The sequence below is a fragment of the Nonomuraea sp. NPDC001699 genome, assembly GCF_053596455.1.
In genome coordinates this window covers 14,862-38,410 of sequence record NZ_JBSFGF010000033.1, presented here as the reverse complement: position 1 = coordinate 38,410, position 23,549 = coordinate 14,862, and the positions used below count along the sequence as shown (strand labels likewise).

Below are 23,549 nucleotides of genomic sequence, written 5' to 3'. Positions count from 1 at the left end.
GGACTCCTCCACGTTTGCGGGCCGGTAGTGCATACACAAGGTAGGCGCATGATTACCCAGAGTGACCTGTCGAGAAGGTGACGCCTTCCTGGCCCGTTGAGGCGGCGACGTCAGGAGAACCAGCTGCCGCCGAGCTCCTGGATGGTCCTGCTGCCCTTGGGGACGAGCAGCGCCTCGCTCAGTACGTTGTTGACGCTCTTGGCGTCGTTGAGCAGCGCGAAGAGGAAGAACATGCCGCCGTCCGCCGATCGGAAGCCGAAGACGGAGCCGTGGCCGGCGAAACCGACGTACATCCCCTTGTTGACCCGGGGGAACGCCTGGCGGCTGTAGCTGTTCCTGGCCAGGCGGTAGCCGGAGTCGCCTTCCTTCTTCTTCTCGCCGTTCCAGAAGTTCCGGTACTCCTCGGCCACGGCGCCCGCCACGGCGTCGTCCATGTCGGTGACGTACCCGTCGGCGTCGAGCAGCGGCCTGGGCATCCGCTGCCCCCAGTGCAGCGGCGTCACGACGGCCAGCCTGAAGGACTGTCCGGGGGAGCGGAAGAACGCGAGCACGTGCGGGCGGCTGTGGCCCTTGGTGTCCTTGTAGGTGGCCTGCGCGATGAACCAGTCACCGGCCGAGGGCTGCCGCTCCGGCCTGGGCAGGTAGATCACCGGGGTGCCGGCCGGGTTGATCGGCTTGTGCGCCGGCCGCCATCCGAGGTCCTCCCGGCTGCGTTCGAGCACGCCCTCGTACAGGGCGCCCTCCAGGAACAGCGCGTCGAGCCGGGCGTTCGACCGCCACCACTGGCGCTTCCCGAGCGTCGCGTTGTACGTGCCCAGCCACGTCCGCAGCGCCTGGCGGGCCTGGGGGACGGTGAGGGCGGCCCTGGTCGCGGAGGGGGTGGGGCTGCCGCTCACGGAAGGGGCGGCGCTCGGCGTCGGGGCCGGTGAGGCGGCGGGCGGCGGCGTGGGGGCGGGCCGGAGTGGCAGTCCGGGGATCGCGCCGCAGCCGGCCAGGCTCAGGACGAGAGCCGCGATCAGCGGTATTGCGCGCACCGAGAATTCCCCCAAGACAGTACAAAGACACGACAAAGAGAACATATCGGAAATGCCGGACAGGACATTCGGGGCCGCCCGGGTCAAGGCCCGGCGGGAGGTGTCCGGTGTCGTAATCGCGACATGGCGGACAAACGGCACGTCCGACACCTGGCGCGCCGGGCACCCCGTCACCCACTCTCGTGTGCACTAGTTGTTGCTACGAGAGGTTTCACCCCCATGCACTGGTCCGCCCATGTGACGGTGGCAGGAGTCACCACCGCAGCCCTGCTGAGCTCCCCGTTATCCGCGGCCGCGGCCGCGCCCGAGCCCGCCGGCGGGAGCGTCCACCGCGTCACGCTGATCACCGGGGACGTGGTGACCGTCAGGGAGGCCGAGGCGGGCCGGCGCGCGGTCGAGGTGAAGCCCGGGCCGGGCCGGGAACGCATGGCGTTCAGCACCACCGAGGAGAACGGTGAGCTGCGGGTCCTGCCCAGCGACATCGTCCCCTTCCTGGCGGCCAAGCGGCTGGACCCGAGCCTGTTCTCGGTCACCCGGCTGATCGCCCAGGGGTACGACGACGCGAAGACGGACAAGCTGCCGCTGCTGTTCCTCTACGACGGCTCCGCGCCCAAGACCGCGACCGCGCCCGAGCTGGAGAGCGTCAACGGCCGGGCCGTCGCCGCCGACAAGCGCACGATCGGGCAGTTGTGGAAGTCGCTCGACGAGCCGCGGGCCACCCTGTCGCAGGGCGTGACGAAGATCTGGCTGGACGCCAAGGTCAAGGCCACGCTCGACCACAGCGTGCCGCAGGTGGGCGCGCCGGAGGCGTGGCAGGCCGGGTTCGACGGCAAGGGGGTCAAGGTCGCCGTGCTGGACACCGGCGTCGACGCCACCCACCCCGACCTGGCCGGACGCGTCAAGCAGAGCAAGGTGTTCACCGGCGAGCCGAGCGTCCAGGACGGCAACGGGCACGGCACGCACGTGGCCGCCACCATCGCGGGCGGCGACGGCAGGAAGGGCGTCGCCCCCGGCGCCGAGCTGATGGTCGGCAAGGTGCTCGGCGACGACGGCTCGGGCATGTTGTCCGGCGTCATCGAGGGCATGGAGTGGGCCGCCGCCGAAGGCGCGTCGGTGATCAACATGAGCCTCGGCGGCGGCGCGACCGACGGCACCGACCCGCTCAGCCTCGCCGTCGACACCCTCACCGAGCGCACCGGCGTGCTGTTCGTGGTCGCGGCGGGCAACGACGGCGCGGCCTACTCCATCGGCACGCCCGGCGCGGCGACCTCGGCGCTGACCGTCGGCGCGGTCGACAGCAAGGACGCGCTCGCGGAGTTCTCCAGCCGGGGCCCGCGCCTGGACGACGCGCCCAAGCCCGACCTCACCGCCCCCGGCGTGGCCATCGTCGCGGCCCGCGCGGCGGGCACCAGCATGGGCGAGCCGGTGGACGAGCGTTACACGGCCGCCTCCGGCACCTCGATGGCCACGCCGCACGTGGCCGGGGCCGCCGCGATCGTCAAGCAACGCCACCCCGACTGGACGGCCAGGCAGATCAAGGATGCGCTGGTCGGCTCGGCCAAGCCCATCGCGGGCCAGCCGATCGACGACGCCGGCGCCGGCCGCCTGGACGTGGCCCGCGCGGTGCGCCAGGGCGTGACCGCGACCGGCGTGGTCGACCTCGGCAAGCACCAGCAGGGCGACGGCCCGGCCACGGCCGGGGGCACGATCACGTACACCAACGGCACGGCCGCGCCGGTCACGCTGGAGCTGGCCGCCACCCTCGAAGGGGCCGAGCTCAGCGCCAGGTCCGTGACGGTCGCGGCGGGCGGCACCGCCGACGTCAAGGTCACGGTGAACCTGGCGGCGCTCTCCTTCGGCCGGTACGGCGGGCTGGTCACCGCCACCGCCGCCGCCACCGGGGGCGCGGAGCAGGTGCACACCACGCTGGCGCTGACCTGGAAGGGACCGCAGCACAAGGTCCGCTTCACCGCCATCGACGCCGCGGGCGACCGGACCGGCGCCGACACGCTGTCGATGTTCGGCGCGTCGCAGCTGGACGACGTCTTCACCTGGCTGCCCGAGGACGGGCTGACGGTGGAGGTGCCCGAGGGCACGTACATGACGCAGTCGCTCAACCTGGGCAGCGGCTGGGGCCGGATGCACCCGCGTGACGGCATGGTCGTCATCCCCGAGCTCAAGGTCGACCGCGACCTGGACGTGGTGCTCGACTTCCGCAAGACCACCCCGGTGACCATCAGGACGAAGGAACCCACCGAGCAGGTGGGCATCTACACCTACTTCACCTATCGCGCGTTCGGCTCGCGCAAGATCTCCCAGGGCGTCATGAACTTCGACGTCATCGAGGGGCTCAACGTCTCGCCGACCCAGCCGGTACGTGACGGGTCGTTCGAGTTCGCCTCGCGCTGGCAGCTCGTCGCGCCGAAGCTCACCGCCCGGGTGCCCGGTGCGGAGTCGTTCCCGATGGGGTTCCTGGGCAGGTCGCCGGGCGTGGACGGGCGGCACATGTGGCGGCTCTCCGACGGGGCGGCCGGGTCCAAGGGCAAGGCCGCGGTCATCCGCAGCGAGGACATCGACTGGGCCGACCCGTCCGGGGCCGCGATCAAGGCGGGTGCGGCCGCCGTGGTTCTGGTGCTGCCCCCCGACGACGCGTTCGGGCACGGGTGGCGGCCGCTCGGCGCCGACCTGCCGATCCCGGCGCTGGTGGTCGCGAACGACGACGGCCGGCGGATGCTGGAGCGGATGACGAAGGGCAACGCCAAGCTGGAGGTCACCGGGCAGATGGACTCGCCCTACCTCTACGACGTCATGCAGGTCTCCGAGGGGCGCGTGCCGGACAAGATCGTGTATGAGGTGAACGACCGAAACACCGCCCGTGTCGACACGACATATGCCGACAACGGGGGCTTCGCCTGGGCCAAGGAGCAGCGCTTCGGCTGGCGGCCCTGGCAGTCGTACTCGCTCGGCCAGCAGATGGAGACCCAGCGGATCGTCAAGACCCCGCTGCGCCGCACCGAGTACGTCAGCGCCAACGGCTCCTACTGGCAGCACCTCGTCAACCACCAGTACGTCTGGGACGACATGGGCCGGCTGCTCGACGGCATGACCGAGCAGCCGCGCACCTACCAGCCGGGCACGCGGACCGGCGAGAGCTGGCACGCCCCGGTGGTCCGCCCGGCGATCCCCGCCTGGCTCAAGCCCTCCACCCGCGAGGGCGACACGATGGACATCCGGATCCCCGAGTTCGTGGACTCCTCCGGGCACGTCTCCCGCGCGGGTGTCGACAACGACACCGCGTCGGCCCGGTTCTACCGGGACGGCAAGCTGGTGGCGGAGGGTGACGCCGCCTGGGGCGCGTTCCCCGCCGCGCCGCAGGAGGCCGCCTACCGGCTGGAGCTGTCCACCAGGCGCACCTCGGAGGAGTGGACCACGGCGACCGCGACCGAGACGGCCTGGACGTTCCGCTCCAAGCCGGGCGACGGGGTGCTGCCGCTGCTGCAGATCGACTACGACGTGCGTCCGGAGCGCCCCGGTCTGGTGGGCTTCGCCGTACGGCATCAGGAGGGCGTCAGCGGAGCGCGCGCGAAGGACCTGAAGCTGGAGCTGTCGTACGACGACGGCGCGACGTGGCGGGCGCAGCCGGTGGTCGCGCTCGGCGGCGGACGCTACACCGCGGTCGTCCTGCGTCAGCACCCGTCGCTGCGGGTCACCGCCACCGACTCGGCCGGCAACTCGGTCCGCCAGACGGTGATCAAGGCCTACTGATCGGTCAGAGCCAGTTCTCGCGGGCGGCGTGCCAGGCCAGTTGCATCCGGGTCTGCGCACCCGCCCGCTCCATCAGGTAGGCGATCCTGCGTTGCACCGTACGCTGCGAGATCTTGAGCTGGGTGGCGATCGACTTGTCCGGAACGCCGGCGACCAGCAGCGACAGCAGGTAGAGATGGTCGGCGTCGAGCGGGCTGCCCGGGTTGGTGAGGCTGATCGGCGTGGCCCGCTCCCACAGGCTCTCGAACAGGGCCTTGAGGGCGTCGAGCAGGCTGCTGGGCCTGATCAGCGCGGCGGTGAGCTGGGTCAGGCCGTCGGTGTGCTGGATGAGCGGGAGCACCCCGAGCTCGCCGTCCGCGATGATCATCCGTACCGGCAGGACGGGCAGCGCGCGGGCCTGCTCGCCCAGCGTGATGCCGTCGGCGAGGTTGACCAGCATGCCGGGTTCCTCCAGCAACGCCCCTTCGTAGATGACGCGGAAGCCGACGCCGCGCCGCAGCGCCGCCAGCTCCTCGGTGTTCTCCTGCGAGGTCATCGCCACGTGCCCGGCCCGGCAGAGGCTGAGCACCTCGTGGCGGGCGCCGTCCTGGAGCAGGCGGAGCTGCTCGCGCAGGGCCGTACGGCTGGTGATCACCTCGATGAGCTGCGCCGCCTCGCGGCGCCGCGCGTGCGCGAGATACTCTCCCGTGAGCTGCTCCATGACGTGGCGCGCCCGGTCGATCTCGGCCTGCCGCCGGTGCAGCCGGGCCGCGAGCGCGACGTCGGGCGCGACCGCCGTGAACCGGCCCGGATCTCCCGGCACGGCCCGCGCCAGCCCCTTGGCCAGCAGCGAGCCGAGCGCCTGCCGCGCGACCTCGACCGCCACGCCCAGCTCCTCGGCCAGGGCGTCGGACTCGACCTCGGTGGTCCTGACCAGCAGCCGGTAGGCGGCTTCCTCCTCCGCGCCCAGCCCCGCCGCGCTCAGCACGTGCCGCTCACGACCCGATCCCGATTCACCCGGCCATTGTAGGGAGCAGCCGCCCGGCTAGTGGCGGGCTCCTCCCGGCAGGACGACGGCCGCCAGGCCCGGGACGTCGAACAGCGGACGGCGGCCCGAAGGGGAGACGACCTCCAGCTTCTGCCGCCCACGGGCCTGGTCCTGGGGAACCTGGACGACGGCGAAGCCGCCGTCCACCGGTCCGACCGGGAACTGGCCGGACGGTAGCGGCAGACGGCCCACCTGCCTGCCCGTGACGTCGAACTCCAGGACCGCGATCCGGTCGCCGGAGTACTCCAGGGTGTAGACGCGCTCGCCGCGCACCTGGACGGTCAACCCGTGGTCCGCGTCGGCGAGCACTCCAGCCCCGGACGTCAGGGTGAGGGCGCGGCCGGTGTCCGCTTGTGTCAGCGTGACGCGTTTGAGCGGCCGCCTGTCGTGACGGGCGACGTCGAGGAGGAGCGGCTCGCCGGAGGGCAGCAGGCCGACCGGCTCCTGCCCGCGCGGCAGGTCCAGCTCGCCGGCGCGGCCGCCGGGGAACTCCAGCGCCTGATACGAACGCACGTCCCCGCTGGCGTGGTACCCGACGATCAGCCGCCGGGAGTCCGCGGACCAGACCCATGGGCTGTACGCGCTGTCCGCGTCGCCGCCGGTCGGCGGTTCGAGTCTGTGCACCGCGCCGCCCAGCAGGTCCCTGACCTCGTACCCGCCGTCGGCGGGCCGTCCGAGCCAGCGGCCGTCGGGTGAGAGCGTGAGGTTGCCCGGCGGGCTGACGGTCCGCTCGCCCAGCAGGTACTGCCGGCCGTCCGCGAGCAGCAGGAAGGTGGGGCACCGCGACGGGCAGGCGGTGTACACCAAGGCGCCCCGGCCGACCGGGCCGCTGGAGGGCAGCGTCGGCGCCTGGGCGGGCGGCTCGACGGCGTACGCCGGTGACGCCACGATCACCGCGGCGTCCGGCTCGGCGGGGGAACGCGCCTGACAGGCGGCGACCCCGCCGACGATCATCATGAGGGCGGCCGAGGCCCCGCCGAGAGCCCGGTTCATGAGCGCACACCTCCGCTTCAGACCGCGGCACCCCACAGTGCCAGCCCCAGCAGCAGGACCAGGGCGGCCCTGCCGAACGTGCGGGCCGAGGCCCGCTCCGCCGAGCCGAAGCACAGGCAGGGAGCCGCCTGCTCGCCCATGACCAGGAGATACGTCTGGGCCGCCGTGAACGACAGGCCCAGGCAGGTCCCCGTCACGCCCACGACCAGGTCGTCGGCGAGGAAGGAGAAGGCGGCCAGCGCGGCGAGCGCCTCCACGGTCACCACCGTGAAGGCGCCCACCTGGGCGGTCCGTCCATGCAGCCCGAAGGTCGCCAGGCTGCTCCGGAAGGCGCCGAAGTCGCGCGCCTTCCCGAGCACCGCCAGCGCCAGGACGACGCCCAACCCATAACGGGCGACGAAGGCGATCACCCGGTCACCCGATCACCAGCAACGCCACCACGGGCAGCGCGAGAACGACGAACAGGACCTTCATCTTCGGCAGCGTGAAGAAGAACGCCGTGTCCGCCTGCATCCTGTCCCGTGCCAGGGCGAAGGTCAGGAGCATCATCGCCCGCGCCGCCGCGAAGCCGACGCCCGCGAGGAGCGCCTCCTCCCAGGACGCCAGGAACAGGATCGCGACCGCCATGATGTGCGGCAGCCCCGTCGGAGAGTACGTGCGCATCCCCGTGCCCATCTCGGCGCCGAACTGCACGGCACCCCAGAAGGGAATTCTGGTGACGAACTGCGGCACGAGCCGCGCGTTCTGGAGCAAGGGGAAGGACAACACGTCCAGCTCGCGCAGCAGGAAGATCACCGCGGTCACGGCGACCAGGATCTGCAGAGCCACTGCCGGGAACGGAGCCCGCAGCACGGAGCCGAGGACCACCAGCACGAACGTGACGGCGCCCGCTCCCACGAACAATCCGGCGATGAAGCCGGCGACATCAGCACCCCGCCGGACCGACGAGGACAGCACCCAGGCGCTGTTCAGGCTTCAAACGGAGCCCGAGAGGGAGAAGCCGGCGACGAGGGCGGCCACCAGCCAGGTGAAGCCCTTCGTGTCCCCGCCCGCAACCCTCGAATACAGCACCAGGGCCTCCGCCGCCGCGATCAGTGCCAGACCGGGCACCAGCAGGCGGACGGACGTTCTGGTGGCGGAGTCGCTCATGGACCCGGGTCAGATGGCCGTGCGGCAGATGGAGAAGCGGGAGACGTTGCCGCCGCCGCAGTCGTGGTACTCGTACCAGCCGTCGGAGCACATGCGGCGGGTGCTGGTGGTACCGCCGCCGTACCACTTCCAGGCGTTGTTGCCGTCACAGCTGGAGGGGTTGTGGGTGTACCGGAGGTTGTAGCAGGTGCCGGACGCGCCGTCGTTGCGGTGCCACGAGCCGGAGCAGTTGCCCGAGTAGAGCGCGGACGAGGGCACGCAGACGGAACCGGCGTCGGCGAAGCCGTGACAGGTCTCCCACACGGCGTAGGCGGCGGCCGTCGCGCCGCGCGGCTTCGACCAGGGCAGCAGGTCGAGAACGCCCAGCCCCGTCGCCACCGCGGCACCGGTGGCCAGGCCGAGCACGCGCCGCCTGCTCCAGCCTTCCCGCTTGGCGCCGACGAGCGTCGGCAACGCCTGCTCGGGCATCTCCTCGGCACTGGGTATCTGGTCGAGTATCGAGGTCCGCTTCTCTGCCTTCACAGCTTCACTTCCTTCTTGTTCGCTACCGCTCGCTCGACGATCTCCGTGAGCGCCTCTCCCGACCCCACCGGGGCCGTGAACACCGCGACGCCGTTCTCGTCCACGACGAGCAGGGCCGGGGCGTACGGCACGCTCGTCGCGCGCCAGATGGCCGGGTCCTTGATGACCCGGATGGAGTCGGGAAGGGACTTGTCGAACCCGGGGTCGTCGGACAACACGGTGAACGACAGGTCCGAGGGAAGGCCGGCCGCCATCGCGGCGGCAGCAAGCAGGACGTCGTCGCAGATGGGGCAGCGACGGTTGACCTTGATCACCATGGTCGTGGCACCGGGGACGGCCAGCGCGTTCGCCCGGGCCTCGGGGCCCGCGGCGGCGAAGCGTACGCCGACGCCGTTGTAGGTGGCCAGTTCGAGTTCGCGTACCCGGCGGTAGAGTCCGGCGCCCGCCGCGAACAGCAGGGCGACCAGGACGGCCAGGATGATGACCACTGCGGTCATCGGTTCCACGTCAGGCCCGCCACTCGACGCGCTTGACCTTGTTCAGGAAGTCGGCGGCGGTCTCGGGGGTGCCCGCCGCGGCGCGGGCGGCCAGCCCGGCCTTGTTGTAGCTCGGGGCGTTCCAGGGGTGCAGGGTGACGATCGCGGTGTCGGTGACCAGCAGGAACGGCGTCGCCTGGTCCGTGGGAGGCGCGGGCAGCCGCCACAGCTCACCCGAGGGCGCGCCGAAGCCCCGCCACTTGGGGATCCGGTTGATCCCCGCCTGCTTCGGCTCGACCGTCATGGTCCCGACGCCCGCGATCGAGATCGCGTAGAGCTCCATGGAGACGTCGAAACGCCGGCCTCCGTCGGTCGTCATGCCCTCGGGGGTGTCGTGCCACGCCACGCGGCTGAACATGTCGACGATGTCGGCCGACTCCCACTCGGGGGCGTAGAAGAGCCCGTGGGCCATGTGCCACGGGCCGAGCCAGGCCGCCCACCTGGCGTCGGACGGGTCCTCGCAGTCGTAGACGACGACCTCTCCGCCGGCCAGCGAGAAGCGCTCACGCTCTCGCCCGCGGACCGAGTTGACGCCCGCCGTCAGGGAGGACAGGGGAGCCAGTTCGAGCCCCCAGGTTTCCGCGGTGGTCTTCCGCGCCCCGTACTTGGGGGTGTAGCGGACGTGGCCGGTCCAGGAGGCCAGCGAGGCGGCCTCGGAGTCCTCGACTTCGAGATGGAGGAAGGCGTTCTTGACGGTCCGGAAAGAGGATAAATGCGCCATTAAGCCCTGGCCTTTCATGGCAGTTCCGCGGGGCCGCGCTTGATCATTCGGAGCGAAGCCTTACATGCGCGATCACCCGGGTCAATAGACAAGATCGCTCCGCTTTTCCGCCGGAGAATTCGGAACGTTCCCAAGGCGGGAGCCCGGTCGGGCGGGCTCGGAAAAGACGGCCTGACCAGCACCGAAAGGCCGTTCATCGAATGGTCACACTAAGTTCACCGGCCTCTCGCGGGCGGCCCGGCGTGCTCCCTTCTCGCCGGACGGACCGCGTCCGTGTGATCATGGACTTGGGTTCGGCTCTTCCGGAAATAGTTGAAATGACAGCTATTCCTCCTATGACCGGAATCCGGCCTCGTTCTGGCGCCGTGCGCACCGGGAATCAGCCGTGCACGCGTGCACGGACAACCATCCGGTGGACCGGCAGGCGGCCGAGGCGTTCAAGACGCGGCTGCCCACGCGTCCGGCAGCCATCTGGCGATCAGCCATGTCTGCGCGGACACCGTCCCGGAGCCCGCCCAGGAAGCGGGGAAGGCCGTCCACGCGCGGACGGCCAACCCGGTGCGTGCGCGCACGGAGGCCGAGATCCGGGCCTTCTTCGACGGGTTCACCCTCCTCGACCCCGGGCTGGTGCCGCTGGGCGACTGGCGGCCGTACGGCGGCGACCCCTGTCCCGAGCACGCCACCGAGTCCCTCGCCGGAGTCGGCCGGAAATAGGCTCGGGGACATGGCCGACCCCATTCTCGTGCTGAACACGGGATCCTCCTCCATCAAGTACGAACTCGTGGACCCGCACACCCGTTCGCGCGCCGCCAGAGGGCTGGTCGAGCGAGTCGGGGAGGAACGCGGACGGCTCACGCACCGCAACGGGCAAGGCCCGCCGTACGTCCTGGAGCGTTCCTTCCCCGGCCACGCCGAGGGGCTGGAGGCGATGCTGGAGGCGTTCGCCGCCGCGGGCCCCGACCTGGCTCCGACCGCGGTCGGGCACCGGGTGGTGCACGGCGGCACCCGGTTCGCCGCGGCCACGCGCATCGACGACGAGGTCATCGCCGCCATCGAGGAACTGGCCCCGCTCGCCCCCCTTCACAATCCGATCAACCTGACCGGCATCCGGCTGGCGCTCAAGGTGTTCCCCGACGTGCCGCAGGTGGCCGTGTTCGACACCGCGTTCCACCGGACGCTGCCGCCCGAGGCGTACACGTACGCGGTGCCGCGTGAGTGGCGTGAGCAGGGCGTGCGGCGTTTCGGCTTCCACGGCACCTCGTGCGCGTACGTCTCCCGCCGCGCCGCCGCCGTGCTGGGCCGCGACCTCGCCGGCCTCAACCTGATCGTGCTCCACCTGGGCAACGGCGCCAGCGTCACCGCCGTCTCCGGCGGGCGCAGCGTCGACACGTCCATGGGCATGACGCCGCTGGAAGGGCTGGTCATGGGCACCCGATCCGGCGACGTGGACCCGGCCCTGGCCGCCTACCTCGCCCGTACCGGCGGCCTGGACGCCCAGCAGGTGGAGCACGCGCTCAGCCACCGGGGCGGCCTGCTCGCGCTCACCGGGTCCGGCGACATGCGCGAGGTGCGCGCCCGCGACGACGACGAGTCCCGGCTGGCCCTGGAGATCTACGCCCGGCGGATCCGCAAGTACGTCGGCGCCTACCACGCCCTGCTCGGCTGCCGGGTGGACGCGATCGTGTTCACCGGCGGCGTCGGCGAGCACGACGCCGCCACCCGGGCCGCCTCCCTGGCCGGGCTCGACCGGCTCGGCATCACCGTGGACCCCGCGCTCAACGCGGCGGGCTCGGCCGGTGAGCGCGCGGTGTCCGTCCCCGGCGCCGAGGTGCCCGTCCTGGTCATCCCCACCGACGAGGAGTGGGAGATCGCCCACCAGACGTTCGCGCGGCTGGCCTCGTCCTGACGACGGGCGCGCGGCCGAAGGACCAATGGCCCTGCCGTCCGGGACTTCCTCCTCCGGCGCCGCGCCGCCGCCCGTACGAGGGTGGCGGTGAGAGCTTCGACCGGTGAAGGAGATGCGTGATGAGCACTCACGTCGTCGTAGGTGTGGACGGGTCCGTCCCGGCGACCGAAGCGGTGGAATGGGCGGCCGCCGACGCGCGGCGGCGGGGCCTGGACCTGCGGCTCGTGCACGTGGGCCCGCAATGGTTGCACGAGGGGGACGCCGGGCACTGCGCCCGCGCGCTGGAGGAGGCCGCCGGCCGGGCCCGCGCGGTGGCGGACGGCGTCAAGGTGACGACGGAGGTGCTGTCCGGGAACGTGGTCGAGGAGCTGATCCGCGAGTCGGCGGCGGCCGACGCCCTGGTTCTGGGCAGCCGGGGGCTCGGCGGGTTCGCCGGGATGATGGTCGGTTCGGTGAGCCTGGCGGTGGCCGGGCACGCGGCGGGGCCGGTCGTCGTCGTCCGCACGGCCGAGGCGTCCGGGGCGGCCGGGGCGTCCGGGCACGGCACGGTGGTGGTGGGCCACGACGGCTCGGACGACTCGCGGGCGGCCATGGAGTACGCCGTCGAGCAGGCCAGGGCCCGCCACGCGCGGCTCCATGTGGTCTCGGCCTGGCAACTGCCGGTGTTCTCGCCGTACGCCGTCGCCTACAGCGGCCTGGTCGAGGACGTGGTGCGCGAGGAGCAGGCGGCGGCGCGCGAGCGCGTGACGCCCTGGCGGCAGGCCAACCCCGACCTGATGATCACCGACGAGCAGCCGTGCGCGCACCCGGTCTCGGCCCTGATGGACGCGGCCGCGACGGCCGACCTGGTCGTGGTGGGCTCGCGCGGCCGGGGCGGGTTCGCCTCCGCCGTGCTCGGCTCGGTCGGCCACGGCGTGCTGCACCACGTGACCTGCCCGGTCGCGGTGGTCCGCCCTCGCCAGGAAGACCGGGCATGAACAGCCTGACGACGGCGGGACAGGTCATGAGCCGCGTCCTGGTGGCCGTCGAACCCCAGGAGTCCCCGCTGATGGCGTGGGAGCTGATGCGCCGGGCCGGCGTGCACCACCTGCCGGTCGTCGACGGAGGGCACCTGCTGGGCATCCTGACGCGTGAGCAACTGGCCGCGTCCTGGTCCGGCGGGCCGCAGGAGCAGGCCGGGCGTGAGGTGCGGGAGCTGCTGGGCGGCGTCCGTACGCCCAGGGTCGGGCCGGGCACGCCGCTGGGCAGGGTCGCGGCCGTCATGCTCGACGCCGACGTGGACGCGGTGCCCGTGCTGTCCGACGACGGCCTGGTCGGCCTGATCACCGCCCGGGACGTCCTGGCCGCGGTCGCCGGACGGATCGAGCCGCCGCACGAGCCGACCGAGGTGATGACCGGGATGTTCCACCTCGAACCGATCCTGCCGGAACGGCGGGAATCGTGCCGGTCGTCGAAGAGCTGGCGGGAGGCGTGAGATGAAGGCCCTGGTCGTCTACGAGTCCATGTACGGCAACACCGAGCGGATCGCCCAGGCCGTGGCCGAGGGGCTGGCCACCCGGATGCGGGCCGAGGTGGCGGAGGTCGGCTCGGCCCCCGGGCACGTGGGCGGCGAGGTCGCGCTGCTGGTGGTGGGCGGGCCGACGCACGCCTTCTCCATGAGCCGCGCCTCCACCCGCGACTCGGCCGCCCAGCAGGCGGGCGGGCCGCTGGTGTCGCGCGGCAGGGGCGTGCGGGAGTGGCTGGCCACGCTGAGCACGTCGTCGGCCGGGCTCTGCTCGGCGGCGTTCGACACCCGCGTGGCCAGACCCCGACTGCCGGGCTCGGCGGGCCGGGCGGTGGCCAAGCGGCTGCGCCGCCTCGGGGTCCGGCTCGTCGTGCCGCCGCGCGGCTTCTACGTGGCCGGCACGCAGGGGCCGCTGGTGCCGGGGGAGCTGGAGCGGGCCAGGCAGTGGGGCGAGAGCCTGGCCGCGTCCGTCCGGGTCCCGGCCTCCTGACCAGCCGCCGGGCGCCGGGTCACCGGTGCGGCGCCGCCCCGGGCGTCGGGGACGGGTGCAGGATGCGGTCCAGGCGGGCGGCGGCGTACCCGAGCGTGGACAGCGCGAGGACGATCAGCAGGTCACCCGGCGGCAGCGGCCGGGTGCCGAGCAGCTCGCGCAGCGGCGGCAGGTAGATCCCGGCCAGTTGCAGGACGAGCGCGCCCGCCACGGCGAGCAGCAGCATCGGGTTGGCCAGCGTGCCGGGCCGGGTCCGGGTGCCCAGCGCCACGCCGAGCTGGGTGGCGCCGAGCGCGAAGAAGGCCATGCTCTGCCAGTGCCGCCCGGTCAGCGACCCCCAGACGGCCACGCCCAGCGTGACGGCGGTGAGCACGACGGCGATGCGCACGACCCGCTGCCACAGGCCCGCCCCCATGATGCTCTGACCGGGTGGCCTGGGCGGCTGCGACATGGTTCCCGGCACGGTCGGCTCCCCGCCCAGCGCCACGCCGGGCAGGCCGTGGGTGAGCAGGTTGATCCAGAGGATCTGGGCGGGCAGCAGCGGGAGCGGTAGCCCCACGAACGGGCCCAGCACCATCACCGCGATCTCGGCCGTGCCGCCCGACAGGCCGTAGACCAGGAAACGGCGGATGTTGGCGTAGACCCGGCGGCCCTCCTCGACGGCCGCGACGACGGTGTCCAGGTTGTCGTCGGCGAGCACGAGGTCGGCGGCCTGCCGGGCGACCTCGGTGCCACGTTTGCCCATGGCCACCCCGATGTCGGCGCGGCGCAGCGCCGGGCCGTCGTTGACGCCGTCGCCGGTCATCGCCAGGACCTCGCCCCGGCCGCGCAGGCCCTCGATGATGTCGAGCTTCTGCTCGGGAGTGGCCCGCGCGTAGACGCCGGCCGGGCCCGCGGCGAGCGCGCCGGGCTCGCGGCAGTCGACCACCCGCTCGGCGGGGCCGATGATGCCCAGGTCGACGGCGACGGCGCGGGCGGTGCCGGGATGGTCGCCGGTGATGAGGACGGGCCTGATGCCGGCCCGTTCGCAGTCGGCCACGGCCGCCGCCGCGGCGGGGCGCGGCGGGTCCAGGATCGCGACCAGCCCGAGCAGTGACAGCCCCTCCTCCCGGACGGGGTGGGGGAGGGCGTCCAGGTCGGCGCTCGCGACCGCCAGCACGCGGTAGCCGTCCCGGGCGTACCGGTCGGCGCGTTCGGCGGCGCTCGCCCGTGACGCCGGATCGTCGGTCAGCACGTCCGGGCGCAGCAGCGCTTCCGGGGCGCCCTTGCAGATCAGGCGGACGCCTCCGTGCGGCAACAGGTGCGCCGTGCTCATCCGCTTGCGGTCGCTGTCGAAGGGCAGCTCGGCGACTCTGGGGAGACGTTCCTGGAGGCGCTCGCGGTCGAGGCCGAGCCGGGCGGCGGCGGCCAGCAGCGCGGCCTCGGTGGGGTCGCCCAGCGCCGTCCACTCCTCGCCCGCCTCCTGGGGTGGGCGCAGGCGCGCGTCGTTGCACAGCGCCGCGGCGCTCAGCAGCTCGGCGAAGGCGCCGGGGTCCCGGTCGGTGACGAGTTCGCCGTCGGGCGCGTAGCCGGAACCGGTGACGGCGGCCTCCGCCGCCGGGGTCCACACGTGCCGGGCGACCATCCGGCCCTCGGTGAGGGTGCCCGTCTTGTCGGTGGCGAGCACGGTCACCGAGCCCAGCGTCTCGACGGCGGGCAGGTTGCGGACGAGCGCGTCGCGGGCCGCCATCCGGCGGGCGCCCAGGGCCAGGCTCAGGGTCACCACCGCGGGCAGCGACTCGGGCACGGCGGCGACCACCAGGCTGATCGCGGTCACCACCATCAGCTCGACCGGCTGGCCGCGTACCAGGCCCAGGACCAGCACCAGCGCCGACAGCAGCACCGCCACCCCGGCCAGCAGCCGTCCGACCCCGGCCAGGCGGCGTTGCAGCGGCGTGAGGCCGGCCCCCTTGACCATGAGCGCCGCGATGCGGCCGCCGGCGCTCGCCGCGCCGATCGCGGTGACCACCGCCCGGCCCCTGCCGCGGGCCACGACGGTTCCCGAGGAGACCGCCGCGCCGGCGATCTTGTCCACCGGGACCGACTCGCCTGTCAGGGCCGACTCGTCGACCAGCAGCGCCGCCGACTCCACCACCTCGGCGTCGGCCGGGACGATGTCGCCCTCGGCGAGCACCAGAAGATCTCCCACCACGACGTCGCCCGCGGGGATCTGCCGCTGGTGGCCGTCCCGTACGACGCGCGCCTCGGGGGTGGCGAGCTCGGCCAGGTCCGTGATGGCGTGGTCGGCGCGCACCTCCTGCGTCACGCCGACGGCGGTGTTGACCACGATCACCAGCGCGATCACCGCGGCGTCGGTCCAGTCGCCGGTGCTGATCGTCAGCGCCGCCGCGACCAGCAGCACGATGATGAGCGGATCCCTGAGCTGCGTGACGACGCGCCGCCACAAGGGGGTGGGCGGTTTGCGCGGCAGCAGGTTGGGGCCGTCGCGTTCCAGGCGGACGGCCGCCTCCGCCGACGACAGGCCAGAGGACGAGGGCGTCACGTGGGTGTCCTTCCTGCCCGCCGTGGCCTACGGGTCGGCGGAGTCGCTGCAAGGTGTCTCAGGATCTAGTCTTCGCCCTGGTCAGGGCCGTAAACGTGCCGGTCCGGCGGGGAGGCGCCGCGTTGGCGTCGGCGTTGGACGGGTTTGCCGTTGTCTTGGGCGAGGGCCTGGTAACCCAGAACCAGGGGGAGACGAGCGGGAAGACCGGAACATGAACGGGAAGGACGCGCTGGACGTCGCGGCCGCGGCCGGGCTCCCGGTCGAGGAGGTCGTGGCCCGGCTGGACGGCACGACCGGCGGCCTGACCCAGGCCGAGGCGGAGCGCCGCCTGGCGGTGGTGGGCCCCAACTCCCTGCGCACCCACCGGGCCAGGCGCGTCGCGGTGCTGGCCCGCCAGCTGCGCTCGCCCCTGCTGATCCTGCTGGCCGTCACCGCCGCCGCGTCGTTCTTCCTCGGCGAGTCGTCGGACGCGCTGATCATCGGCGTGATCCTGGCGGTCTCGGTCGGGCTGGGCTTCTTCAACGAGTACCGGGCGGAGAAGGCGGCCGAGGCGCTGCACACCCAGATCCGGCACCGCTGCCTTGCCCTGCGGGACGGCCGTCCCCGGCTGGTGGACGTGGTCACGCTGGTCCCGGGCGACGTCGTCACGCTGCGGCTGGGGGACATCGTCCCGGCCGATCTGCGGCTGGTCTCGACGGCGGGGCTGGAGTGCGAGGAGTCGGTGCTGACGGGCGAGTCGCTGCCCGTGGCCAAGGCCGTCCGGCCCGTCGGTCCGGGCACGCCGCTGGCCGAGCTGTCCGCTTGCGCGCTGATGGGCACCGTCGTGCACGCCGGGTCCGGCACCGGCGTGGTGGTGGCCACCGCCGGACGGACCGAGTTCGGGCGCATCGCGCTCCAGCTCGGCGAACGCCATCCGGACACCGAGTTCCAGATCGGGCTGCGCAAGTTCTCCATGCTGCTGGTCCGCGTCGCCGCCGCGCTCACCGCCGGGATCTTCGTCATCAACCTCGTCCTGCACCGCCCGGTGCTGGACGCGCTGCTGTTCTCGCTGGCGATCGCCGTCGGCATCTCCCCCCAGCTCCTGCCCGCCGTCGTCTCGACCAGCCTGGCCGCCGGCACCCACCGGCTGGCTCAGCACCGGGTGCTGGTCAAACGGCTGGTCTGCATCGAGGACCTGGGCGACATCGACGTGCTGTTCACCGACAAGACCGGAACCCTGACCGAGGGCCGGATCAGCTTCATGCGCTCGCTCGGGCCGGACGGCCGGCCCGACGACCAGGTGCTGGAGCTGGGCCTGCTGTGCAACGAGGCCGTCCTCGACGGCCAGGACGGTGAGACGGGCCGGACGGCGAGCGGCAACCCCCTGGACGTCGCCCTGTGGGAGGCGCCCGCCGCCGTCCTCCGACCCGGGCCGGCCGGCCGTCGCCTGGCCGTCGTGCCCTTCGACCACGAACGGCGGGCGGCCTCGGTCCTGGTCGAGGACGACGACGGCCGGATGATCATCACCAAGGGCGCCCCGGAGGCCGTGCTGGCGCGCTGCGCCGCCGTCGGCGACCGGGCCGGGGCCGTGCTGGAGGCCGAGTTCGCCGCGGGCAACCGCGTGGTCGCGGTCGCCACCCGGCGGCTGTCCGGCGCCGCCGCCCGCCAGGCGACCCTCACCCCGGCCGACGAGCACGACCTGACCTTCCGCGGCCTGCTGGTCTTCCTCGACCCGCCCAAGGCCGGCGCCTCGCGGGCGCTGGAACGCCTGGCCGGGCTCGGCATCACCGTCAAGGTCCTCACCGGCGACAACCCCGCGGTCGCGGCCAAGCTGTGCGCCGACCTCGGCCTGCCCGGCGGCCGGGTGCTGACCGGGCAGGACGTCGAGGCCGCCGACGACGTCCGGCTGGCCGCGCTCATCGAACAGGCCGTCGTGTTCGCCCGCGTCAGCCCCGAGCACAAGGCGCGGATCGTGCGCGTCCAGCGGCGCAACGGCCTGGACGTGGCCTTCCTCGGCGACGGCGTCAACGACGCCCTCGCGCTGCACGCCGCCGACGTGGGCATCTCCGTCGACGCGGCCACCGACGTCGCCAAGGACGCCGCCGACGTGCTGCTGCTGGAGAAGAACCTCGACATCCTGGCCGACGGCGTCACCCAGGGTCGGCAGATCTTCGCCAACACCATGAAGTACGTCCTGATGGGCACTTCCAGCAACTTCGGCAACATGTTCTCCGCCGCCGCTGCCTCGGCGTTCCTGCCGTTCCTGCCGATGCTGCCCTCCCAGATCCTGCTCAACAACCTGCTCTACGACTCCAGCCAGCTCGCCATCCCCACCGACAACGTCGACCCCGAGCAGTTGCGGCGCCCGTCCCGCTGGGACGTGTCGTTGATCCGGCGGTTCATGCTGTTCTTCGGCCCGATCAGCTCGGTGTTCGACTTCGTCACCTTCGCGGTCATGCTCGGCGTCTTCCACGCCGGGCCGTCGCTGTTCCGCACCGGCTGGTTCGTCGAGTCCCTGGCGACCCAGGTGCTGGTGGTCTTCGCGATCCGGACCAGGCGCGTGCCGTTCTTCCGCAGCCGTCCGAGCGTCCCCCTGCTGATGGCGGCCCTCGGCGTCGTGGCCCTCGGCGCGGTCATCCCGGCCACCCCGCTCGCCGCCGTCCTGGGCTTCCAGCCGCTGCCCGGCCCCTTCTTCGTCGCGCTGGGCCTGATGGTGGCCGCCTATCTGGCCCTCATCGAGTTCGGCAAGCGCCGCTTCTACCGGGCCGCGCCGCAGGCCCTCGCCGGTGGCGGGCGTACCGCCGCCCATCGCACGCACCGCAGGGCCCACCGTTTCAGCACGGCCGCCCGCGAGCGGCGCCGGACCCGCGCGGCCGGAAAAGGAGGACCAAGGTCCCGTCAAACAGGGCCGCTCCAGCGTGGCCGGTCGGCTCGCGGGGAGATGAGCCCTGGGGACGACTGAAGGGACCACGGACTTGGATCGCATCGTGCTCGGCTACGACGGCTCGGACTTCTCCGTGCAGGCCCTGGACTGGGCGCTGGACGAGGCCGAGCTCAGGAACCTGCCGCTGACCGTCGTCCACGCCTGGCAGTGGCCGTACGGCGACGCGGACGAGGAGGCCAAGGCCCACCTGCGCAAGGCGGCCGAGCACGTCCTGTGGCACGGCGCCGAGTGCGCCCGCTCCACCAGCTCGGGCATCCGCGTGGAGACCGACCTGTACGAGGGCCCGGCCGCCCAGCGCCTGGTGGAGCTCTCCGGCCGGGCCGCGCTCCTCGTGGTCGGCTCCCGGGGGCTGAGCGCGCTGCCCAGGGCAGTGGTCGGCTCGGTGGCCGGGTACGCCGCCGCCCACGCCGAGTGCCCGGTGATCGTCGTACGCGGCCCGGGACCGCTGCCCAAGGCCACCCGGCCGGGCCCGGTCGTCCTGGCCGAGCGGGAGCCCGAGGCGCCGGTCGTCGAGTTCGCGTTCGCCGAGGCGGCCCTGCGCGGGCTGTCCCTGGTGGCCTCCGCCGACCTGGGGGAGTGGCCGGCCCGCCACCCGGACGTCCGCATTGAGCCGGGCGAGGCCCACGAGCGGGCCACCCTCGTCGTCGTGGGCCGGCCGCGGGCCGCGCACCTCGGCACCACGAGTTCCCTCCCGCAGCACGCGCCCTGCCCCGTCGCCGTCGTGCCGGGGGACCACCCCCGGCCGTGAGTCAGCCGGACGGCGACGGCACCACGGCCACCGGGCACACCGCGTGGTGCAGCACGCCGTGGCTGACCGACCCCAGCAGCGCCGAGGCGAACCTGCCCAGCCCGCGCGAGCCCACCACGACCAGGTCGGCCGAGGAGGAGGCGTTCCTGAGCGCGGCCACGGGATGGTCGCAGCGCTGGTCGTCGACGATCCGCACGTCCGGGTGGGCCTCCCGCCAGGGAGCCGTCTCCTGGGCGGCGACCCGGGCCCGGTCCTGGAAGTCCTCGTTCAGCATGTTGTAGGCGGCCGCGTACGACGACAGGATCGGCGGCTGCCAGGCGAAGAGCACCAGGAGCTCGGCGTCCTGGGCACGCGCCTGCGTCACGGCGTACTCCATGGCCGGGCGGGAGTGCGGCCCGTCGTACCCGACCACGACTCTGCCGTGCCGCACGGTGGCGGCCTCGCGGACGACGACGACCGGCCGCGCGGCGTGCCCGGCCAGCGCCAGGCTCGTCGAGCCGAGCACCATGCCGGCGAAGCTGCCCACCCCCCTGCTGCCCACCACCAGGCTGTCGGCCTCGGCCGACTCCCGTACCAGGTCGGCCACCACCGGGCCGGGCAGCATCTCGGTGCCGATCCCGATGCCGGGCGCCAGGCCGCGCGCCCGGTCGGCCGCCGCCTCCAGCATCCCGGCGCAGTACTCGACGATCCCGGCGTCCCGCGACCACTGCTCGCACACGTGCACCAGGCGCAGGTCCAGTGAGCGTCTGCGGGCGTCCGCGGCGGCCCACTCGACCGCCGCCAGCGAAGGCGGCGACCCGTCCACCCCCGCGACGATCCGTCCGGCCATCTCGTCCGTCTCCTCTCGTGTCATCCCGGCGGCAGCCGCGGGCTCAGGACGGCCCCGGGGGTCACCGCGACCGGGCACCTGGCCTCCAGCAGCGCGGCCTGGGTCACCGCTCCGAGCAGCAGGCAGGGAGGGGCCTCGTTGCCCCGGTTGCCGAGCACGAGGAGCGTGGCGTCCTTGGAGGCGTCGACCAGGACGCGCTGGGGGCGTTCGGTCAGGAACTCGGTGACCACCGTCACCTCGGTGCGCCTGCGGGCCAGGTGGGAGACGACCTCGCGGAAGCGGTTCTCCGCGCCTCTGCGCAGCGCGTGCGAGTCCACGAAGGGCAGCGGCTCCTGCCAGGACGACGACCCGCAGTCCGCCCAGCAGCACAGGGCGGTGACGGTGCCCTCGCGCAGGGCGGCCTCGTCCAGGGCGAGGTCGAAGGCCGCCAGGCTGGCGGGTGAGCCGTCGAGGCCGACCACGATCCTGACGTCCTGCCGGGTGGGCGGCTGGAGGGGCGGCCGTACGACCACGACCGGTGTGACGCTGTGCGCGGGCACCTGGACGGCGGCCGACCCCACCTGAAGGCCCTCGAACCCGCCCTGCCCGCGGGATCCGAGCACGGTCAGCTCGGCGTCCCGCGCGGCCTCCAGCAGCACCGCCGAGGGGGTGCCCCGCCCCAGCAGCGGCTGGATGTCCAGCTCCGGGGCCAGCTCCCTGGCCCGCCGGACGCCTTCGTCCACGACGCCGAGGGCCATCGGCTCGATGTGCTCCATGATCTCCTGGGCGACGGGCCTGGGGGCGTAGGGCCAGTGCAGGGCGTGGCAGACGAGGACGGGCAGCCCGCGCAGCCGCGCGTCGGCGACCGCCCAGTGCAACGCGTGCCGGCTCTCGATCGAGTCGTCGTAGCCGACGAGCACGGGCCGGCCGGCGCGTTCGTCGATCAATGCCGCCTCCGGGAGGTGATTCGTCCGGGTACCTGCGCCGATGAGCCTTCCCGGGGCCCGCGCGATGAGCCCCACAGGGGAGGAAACTCTTGGCCTAACCTGCTTGCCCGTCATGCGGTTCCTCCCGAAACTTGACGTCTTTTGAGGTTTTTGCTGCTTTCCGTCCCTTATAGGAGGGAATGCGGATATTGACGGCGAAGGAGGGATGATGCGCGGACGGATCGTGGCCGCGGTGGACGGCTCCGCGTCATCGACCGCCGCGGTGGAATGGGCCGCCGGCGACGCCCAGCGCAGAGGGCTCCCGCTACGTGTCGTGCACGTCTGTGAACAGTGGGTGCTCGGCGTGGACGACGCCCGGTACTGCGCGGGCGCGCTGGAGGCCGCCGCCGACCGGGCCCGCGCGATCAGCGGGGACGTCGAGGTCCGCGCCGAGATGCTGACGGGCAACGTGATCGACGTGCTGATCCGCGAATCGGCCGACGCCGACAGCCTGGTGCTGGGCAGCAGGGGCATGGGCGGGTTCGCCGGCATGGTGCTCGGATCGGTCGGCAGGGCCGTGGCCGGGCATGCCGCGGGCACCGTCGTGGTCGTCCGCGGGGTCGTCGCCGTCCGGCACGACCTGGTGGTGGCCGGTGACGACGGCTCGGCGGGGTCGCGCCAGGCCATGGCGTACGCCGTCGAGCAGGCCCGTGCGCGCCGCGCCCGCCTGCACGTGGTCTACGCCTGGCAGACGCCCGCGGTGTCGCCGTACTGGGCGGCCTACAGCCATCTGCTGGCCGACTCCTTCCAGGAGGAGTCGAGGTCGGCCCGCGCGCGGGTGATCCCCTGGAGGAACGAGAACCCCGACGTCGAGATCACCGACGAGCAGGTGCGGAGCCATCCCGTGGCCGCGCTCGCCGAGGCCGCCGCCGCCGCGGACCTCGTCGTGGTCGGCTCGCGCGGACGGGGCGGCTTCTCCTCCGCGGTGCTCGGCTCCGTCAGCCACGGCGTGCTGCACCACGCGGCCTGCCCGGTGGCGGTGGTGCGGCCGCACGCGGAGGAGGAGGCGTTGTGACCGGTCTGATCGTGGTGGGGGCCGACGGTTCGGCCCCCGGCGCCGCGGCGGTCGAATGGGCCGCCGACGACGCGGCCCGCACGGGCGCCGAACTGCGGATCGTGCACGCCCTGGACCGGCAGCCGTACGCCGTCACCAGGTTCCCCGACTACGGCCAGGGCAACTACCTGCTGGTGGCGGCGTCCAGGGTGCTGGAGGCCGCGGAGGCGGTCGCGCGCGCCCGTCAGCCGTCGCTCAGGACGCGCGCCGAGGTCGTCGAGGGGACGCCCGCCGCCGTGCTCCAGGAGCAGGCGCGGCAGGCCGACGAGCTGGTCATCGGCAACCGGGGGCTGGGCGGGTTCGCCGGAGCCCTGCTCGGGTCGGTGACCGTGCACGTGGCCGGGCACGCCGCCTGCCCGGTCGTGGTGGTGCGCGCCGAGGGCCGGGAGCCGGTCGGTGAGATCGCGGTCGGCGTCGACGGCTCCGGCACTTGCGAACCGGCGATCGGCTACGCCTTCGAGCAGGCCAGGTTGCGCGGCGCCACGCTGCGCCTGGTCCACGCCTGGCAACTGCCCGTGCACGCCTTCGCCCCCGAGATCGCCTACGACCTGGACGAGGTCCGGGCCGCCCAGCACGAGACGGTCCGCGGCCGGACCGCCGGCTGGAGGGAGAGATGTCCCGACGTGAACGTGATCGAGGACGTCCAGAGCGCGCATCCGGTCGAGGCGCTCACCGGCGTCCCGTGCGACCTGGTCGTGGTCGGCTCACATGGGCGGGGCACGTTCGGGTCGCTGCTCCTCGGCTCGGTCAGCAGGGGAGTGCTGCACCATGCCCGCTGTCCCGTCGCGGTGGTCCGTCCCTGAGGGGCGTGCCGGAGGGGCTCGGGCGGAACGTCGCTGGT

General features: G+C 73.2%; 22 protein-coding genes. 10 read left to right on the top strand and 12 right to left on the bottom strand.

Translation table 11 applies throughout. The features are described 5' to 3' along the window. Window positions 1-110 precede the first annotated feature (110 nt). Window positions 111-1,034: a hypothetical protein gene (locus ACWCSU_RS47995; RefSeq protein ID WP_449943227.1), complete on the bottom strand. Its 924-nt coding sequence runs from the start codon at window positions 1,032-1,034 to the stop codon at window positions 111-113. A 219-nt stretch (window positions 1,035-1,253) separates the two neighbouring features. Between ACWCSU_RS47995 and ACWCSU_RS47990 the strand changes: the two genes are divergently transcribed. After that, complete coding sequence (locus ACWCSU_RS47990; protein ID WP_449943224.1) at window positions 1,254-4,799, top strand: S8 family peptidase; 3,546 nt, start codon at window positions 1,254-1,256, stop codon at window positions 4,797-4,799. A 4-nt stretch (window positions 4,800-4,803) separates the two neighbouring features. On the opposite strand, the gene ACWCSU_RS47985 is transcribed toward ACWCSU_RS47990, so the two are convergent. From ACWCSU_RS47985 to ACWCSU_RS47950, 8 genes are read right to left on the bottom strand one after another with little or no spacing between them, the layout of a single operon-like run. Continuing rightward, complete coding sequence (locus ACWCSU_RS47985) at window positions 4,804-5,766, bottom strand: helix-turn-helix domain-containing protein (RefSeq protein WP_357707671.1); 963 nt, start codon at window positions 5,764-5,766, stop codon at window positions 4,804-4,806. Window positions 5,767-5,823: 57 nt separating this feature from the next. Further along, a complete protein-coding gene (locus ACWCSU_RS47980; RefSeq protein ID WP_449943221.1) occupies window positions 5,824-6,819 on the bottom strand; it encodes a hypothetical protein in 996 nt (331 codons plus the stop codon). 17 nt (window positions 6,820-6,836) lie between these two features. Next, window positions 6,837-7,229: a MauE/DoxX family redox-associated membrane protein gene (locus tag ACWCSU_RS47975; RefSeq protein ID WP_449943219.1), complete on the bottom strand. Its 393-nt coding sequence runs from the start codon at window positions 7,227-7,229 to the stop codon at window positions 6,837-6,839. Window positions 7,230-7,233: 4 nt separating this feature from the next. Beyond that, window positions 7,234-7,776, bottom strand: a complete 543-nt coding sequence (locus ACWCSU_RS47970; protein WP_449943217.1) for a hypothetical protein — start codon at window positions 7,774-7,776, stop codon at window positions 7,234-7,236. An 18-nt stretch (window positions 7,777-7,794) separates the two neighbouring features. Then, on the bottom strand, window positions 7,795-7,968 hold the full coding sequence (locus tag ACWCSU_RS47965; protein WP_189650821.1) for a hypothetical protein: 174 nt from the start codon (window positions 7,966-7,968) through the stop codon (window positions 7,795-7,797). Between the two features lie 9 nt (window positions 7,969-7,977). Next, complete coding sequence (locus ACWCSU_RS47960; RefSeq protein ID WP_357707676.1) at window positions 7,978-8,490, bottom strand: hypothetical protein; 513 nt, start codon at window positions 8,488-8,490, stop codon at window positions 7,978-7,980. After that, window positions 8,487-8,987 carry a hypothetical protein gene (locus ACWCSU_RS47955; RefSeq protein ID WP_357707677.1) on the bottom strand — a complete coding sequence of 167 codons (501 nt, stop codon included), beginning with the start codon at window positions 8,985-8,987 and terminating at the stop codon, window positions 8,487-8,489. Before ACWCSU_RS47955 ends, ACWCSU_RS47960 begins: the two co-directional genes overlap by 4 nt. Before the next feature lie 10 nt (window positions 8,988-8,997). Then, window positions 8,998-9,747 carry a hypothetical protein gene (locus ACWCSU_RS47950; protein ID WP_357707678.1) on the bottom strand — a complete coding sequence of 250 codons (750 nt, stop codon included), beginning with the start codon at window positions 9,745-9,747 and terminating at the stop codon, window positions 8,998-9,000. 393 nt (window positions 9,748-10,140) lie between these two features. On the opposite strand from ACWCSU_RS47950, the gene ACWCSU_RS47945 reads away from it, so the two are divergent. The 5 genes from ACWCSU_RS47945 (at window position 10,141) to ACWCSU_RS47925 (ending at window position 13,647) form a co-directional block, all read left to right on the top strand. Then, a complete protein-coding gene (locus ACWCSU_RS47945) occupies window positions 10,141-10,461 on the top strand; it encodes an SAM-dependent methyltransferase (protein WP_449943212.1) in 321 nt (106 codons plus the stop codon). Window positions 10,462-10,471: 10 nt separating this feature from the next. Further along, complete coding sequence (locus ACWCSU_RS47940; RefSeq protein WP_449943210.1) at window positions 10,472-11,653, top strand: acetate/propionate family kinase; 1,182 nt, start codon at window positions 10,472-10,474, stop codon at window positions 11,651-11,653. 119 nt (window positions 11,654-11,772) lie between these two features. Then, window positions 11,773-12,630, top strand: coding sequence for a universal stress protein (locus ACWCSU_RS47935; RefSeq protein ID WP_357707681.1), 858 nt, complete (start codon window positions 11,773-11,775; stop codon window positions 12,628-12,630). After that, window positions 12,627-13,127 carry a CBS domain-containing protein gene (locus ACWCSU_RS47930; RefSeq protein WP_364101742.1) on the top strand — a complete coding sequence of 167 codons (501 nt, stop codon included), beginning with the start codon at window positions 12,627-12,629 and terminating at the stop codon, window positions 13,125-13,127. Before ACWCSU_RS47935 ends, ACWCSU_RS47930 begins: the two co-directional genes overlap by 4 nt. Before the next feature lies 1 nt (window position 13,128). Further along, complete coding sequence (locus tag ACWCSU_RS47925; protein ID WP_357707683.1) at window positions 13,129-13,647, top strand: flavodoxin family protein; 519 nt, start codon at window positions 13,129-13,131, stop codon at window positions 13,645-13,647. A 19-nt stretch (window positions 13,648-13,666) separates the two neighbouring features. On the opposite strand, the gene ACWCSU_RS47920 is transcribed toward ACWCSU_RS47925, so the two are convergent. After that, the gene (locus tag ACWCSU_RS47920) at window positions 13,667-16,189 is read right to left on the bottom strand and encodes a cation-translocating P-type ATPase (protein ID WP_449943205.1); all 2,523 of its coding nucleotides are present in this window, start codon (window positions 16,187-16,189) and stop codon (window positions 13,667-13,669) included. 211 nt (window positions 16,190-16,400) lie between these two features. On the opposite strand from ACWCSU_RS47920, the gene mgtA reads away from it, so the two are divergent. Next, entirely contained in the window at window positions 16,401-19,130 is a 2,730-nt protein-coding gene (mgtA, locus tag ACWCSU_RS47915; RefSeq protein ID WP_449943203.1) for a magnesium-translocating P-type ATPase, read from the top strand. 13 nt (window positions 19,131-19,143) lie between these two features. Further along, window positions 19,144-19,860 carry a universal stress protein gene (locus ACWCSU_RS47910; RefSeq protein ID WP_357707686.1) on the top strand — a complete coding sequence of 239 codons (717 nt, stop codon included), beginning with the start codon at window positions 19,144-19,146 and terminating at the stop codon, window positions 19,858-19,860. Window position 19,861: 1 nt separating this feature from the next. Here the strand turns inward: ACWCSU_RS47910 and ACWCSU_RS47905 are convergent, their stop codons facing one another. Continuing rightward, window positions 19,862-20,689, bottom strand: coding sequence for a universal stress protein (locus tag ACWCSU_RS47905; protein WP_357707688.1), 828 nt, complete (start codon window positions 20,687-20,689; stop codon window positions 19,862-19,864). Window positions 20,690-20,709: 20 nt separating this feature from the next. After that, complete coding sequence (locus ACWCSU_RS47900) at window positions 20,710-21,615, bottom strand: universal stress protein (protein WP_357707689.1); 906 nt, start codon at window positions 21,613-21,615, stop codon at window positions 20,710-20,712. Window positions 21,616-21,820: 205 nt separating this feature from the next. Between ACWCSU_RS47900 and ACWCSU_RS47895 the strand changes: the two genes are divergently transcribed. Together ACWCSU_RS47895 and ACWCSU_RS47890 are read left to right on the top strand one after the other, a co-directional pair. Further along, window positions 21,821-22,669 (top strand): universal stress protein, encoded by an 849-nt coding sequence (locus ACWCSU_RS47895; protein ID WP_449943200.1) that lies wholly within the window; start codon window positions 21,821-21,823, stop codon window positions 22,667-22,669. Further along, complete coding sequence (locus tag ACWCSU_RS47890) at window positions 22,666-23,511, top strand: universal stress protein (protein WP_357707691.1); 846 nt, start codon at window positions 22,666-22,668, stop codon at window positions 23,509-23,511. Before ACWCSU_RS47895 ends, ACWCSU_RS47890 begins: the two co-directional genes overlap by 4 nt. Window positions 23,512-23,549 lie beyond the last annotated feature (38 nt).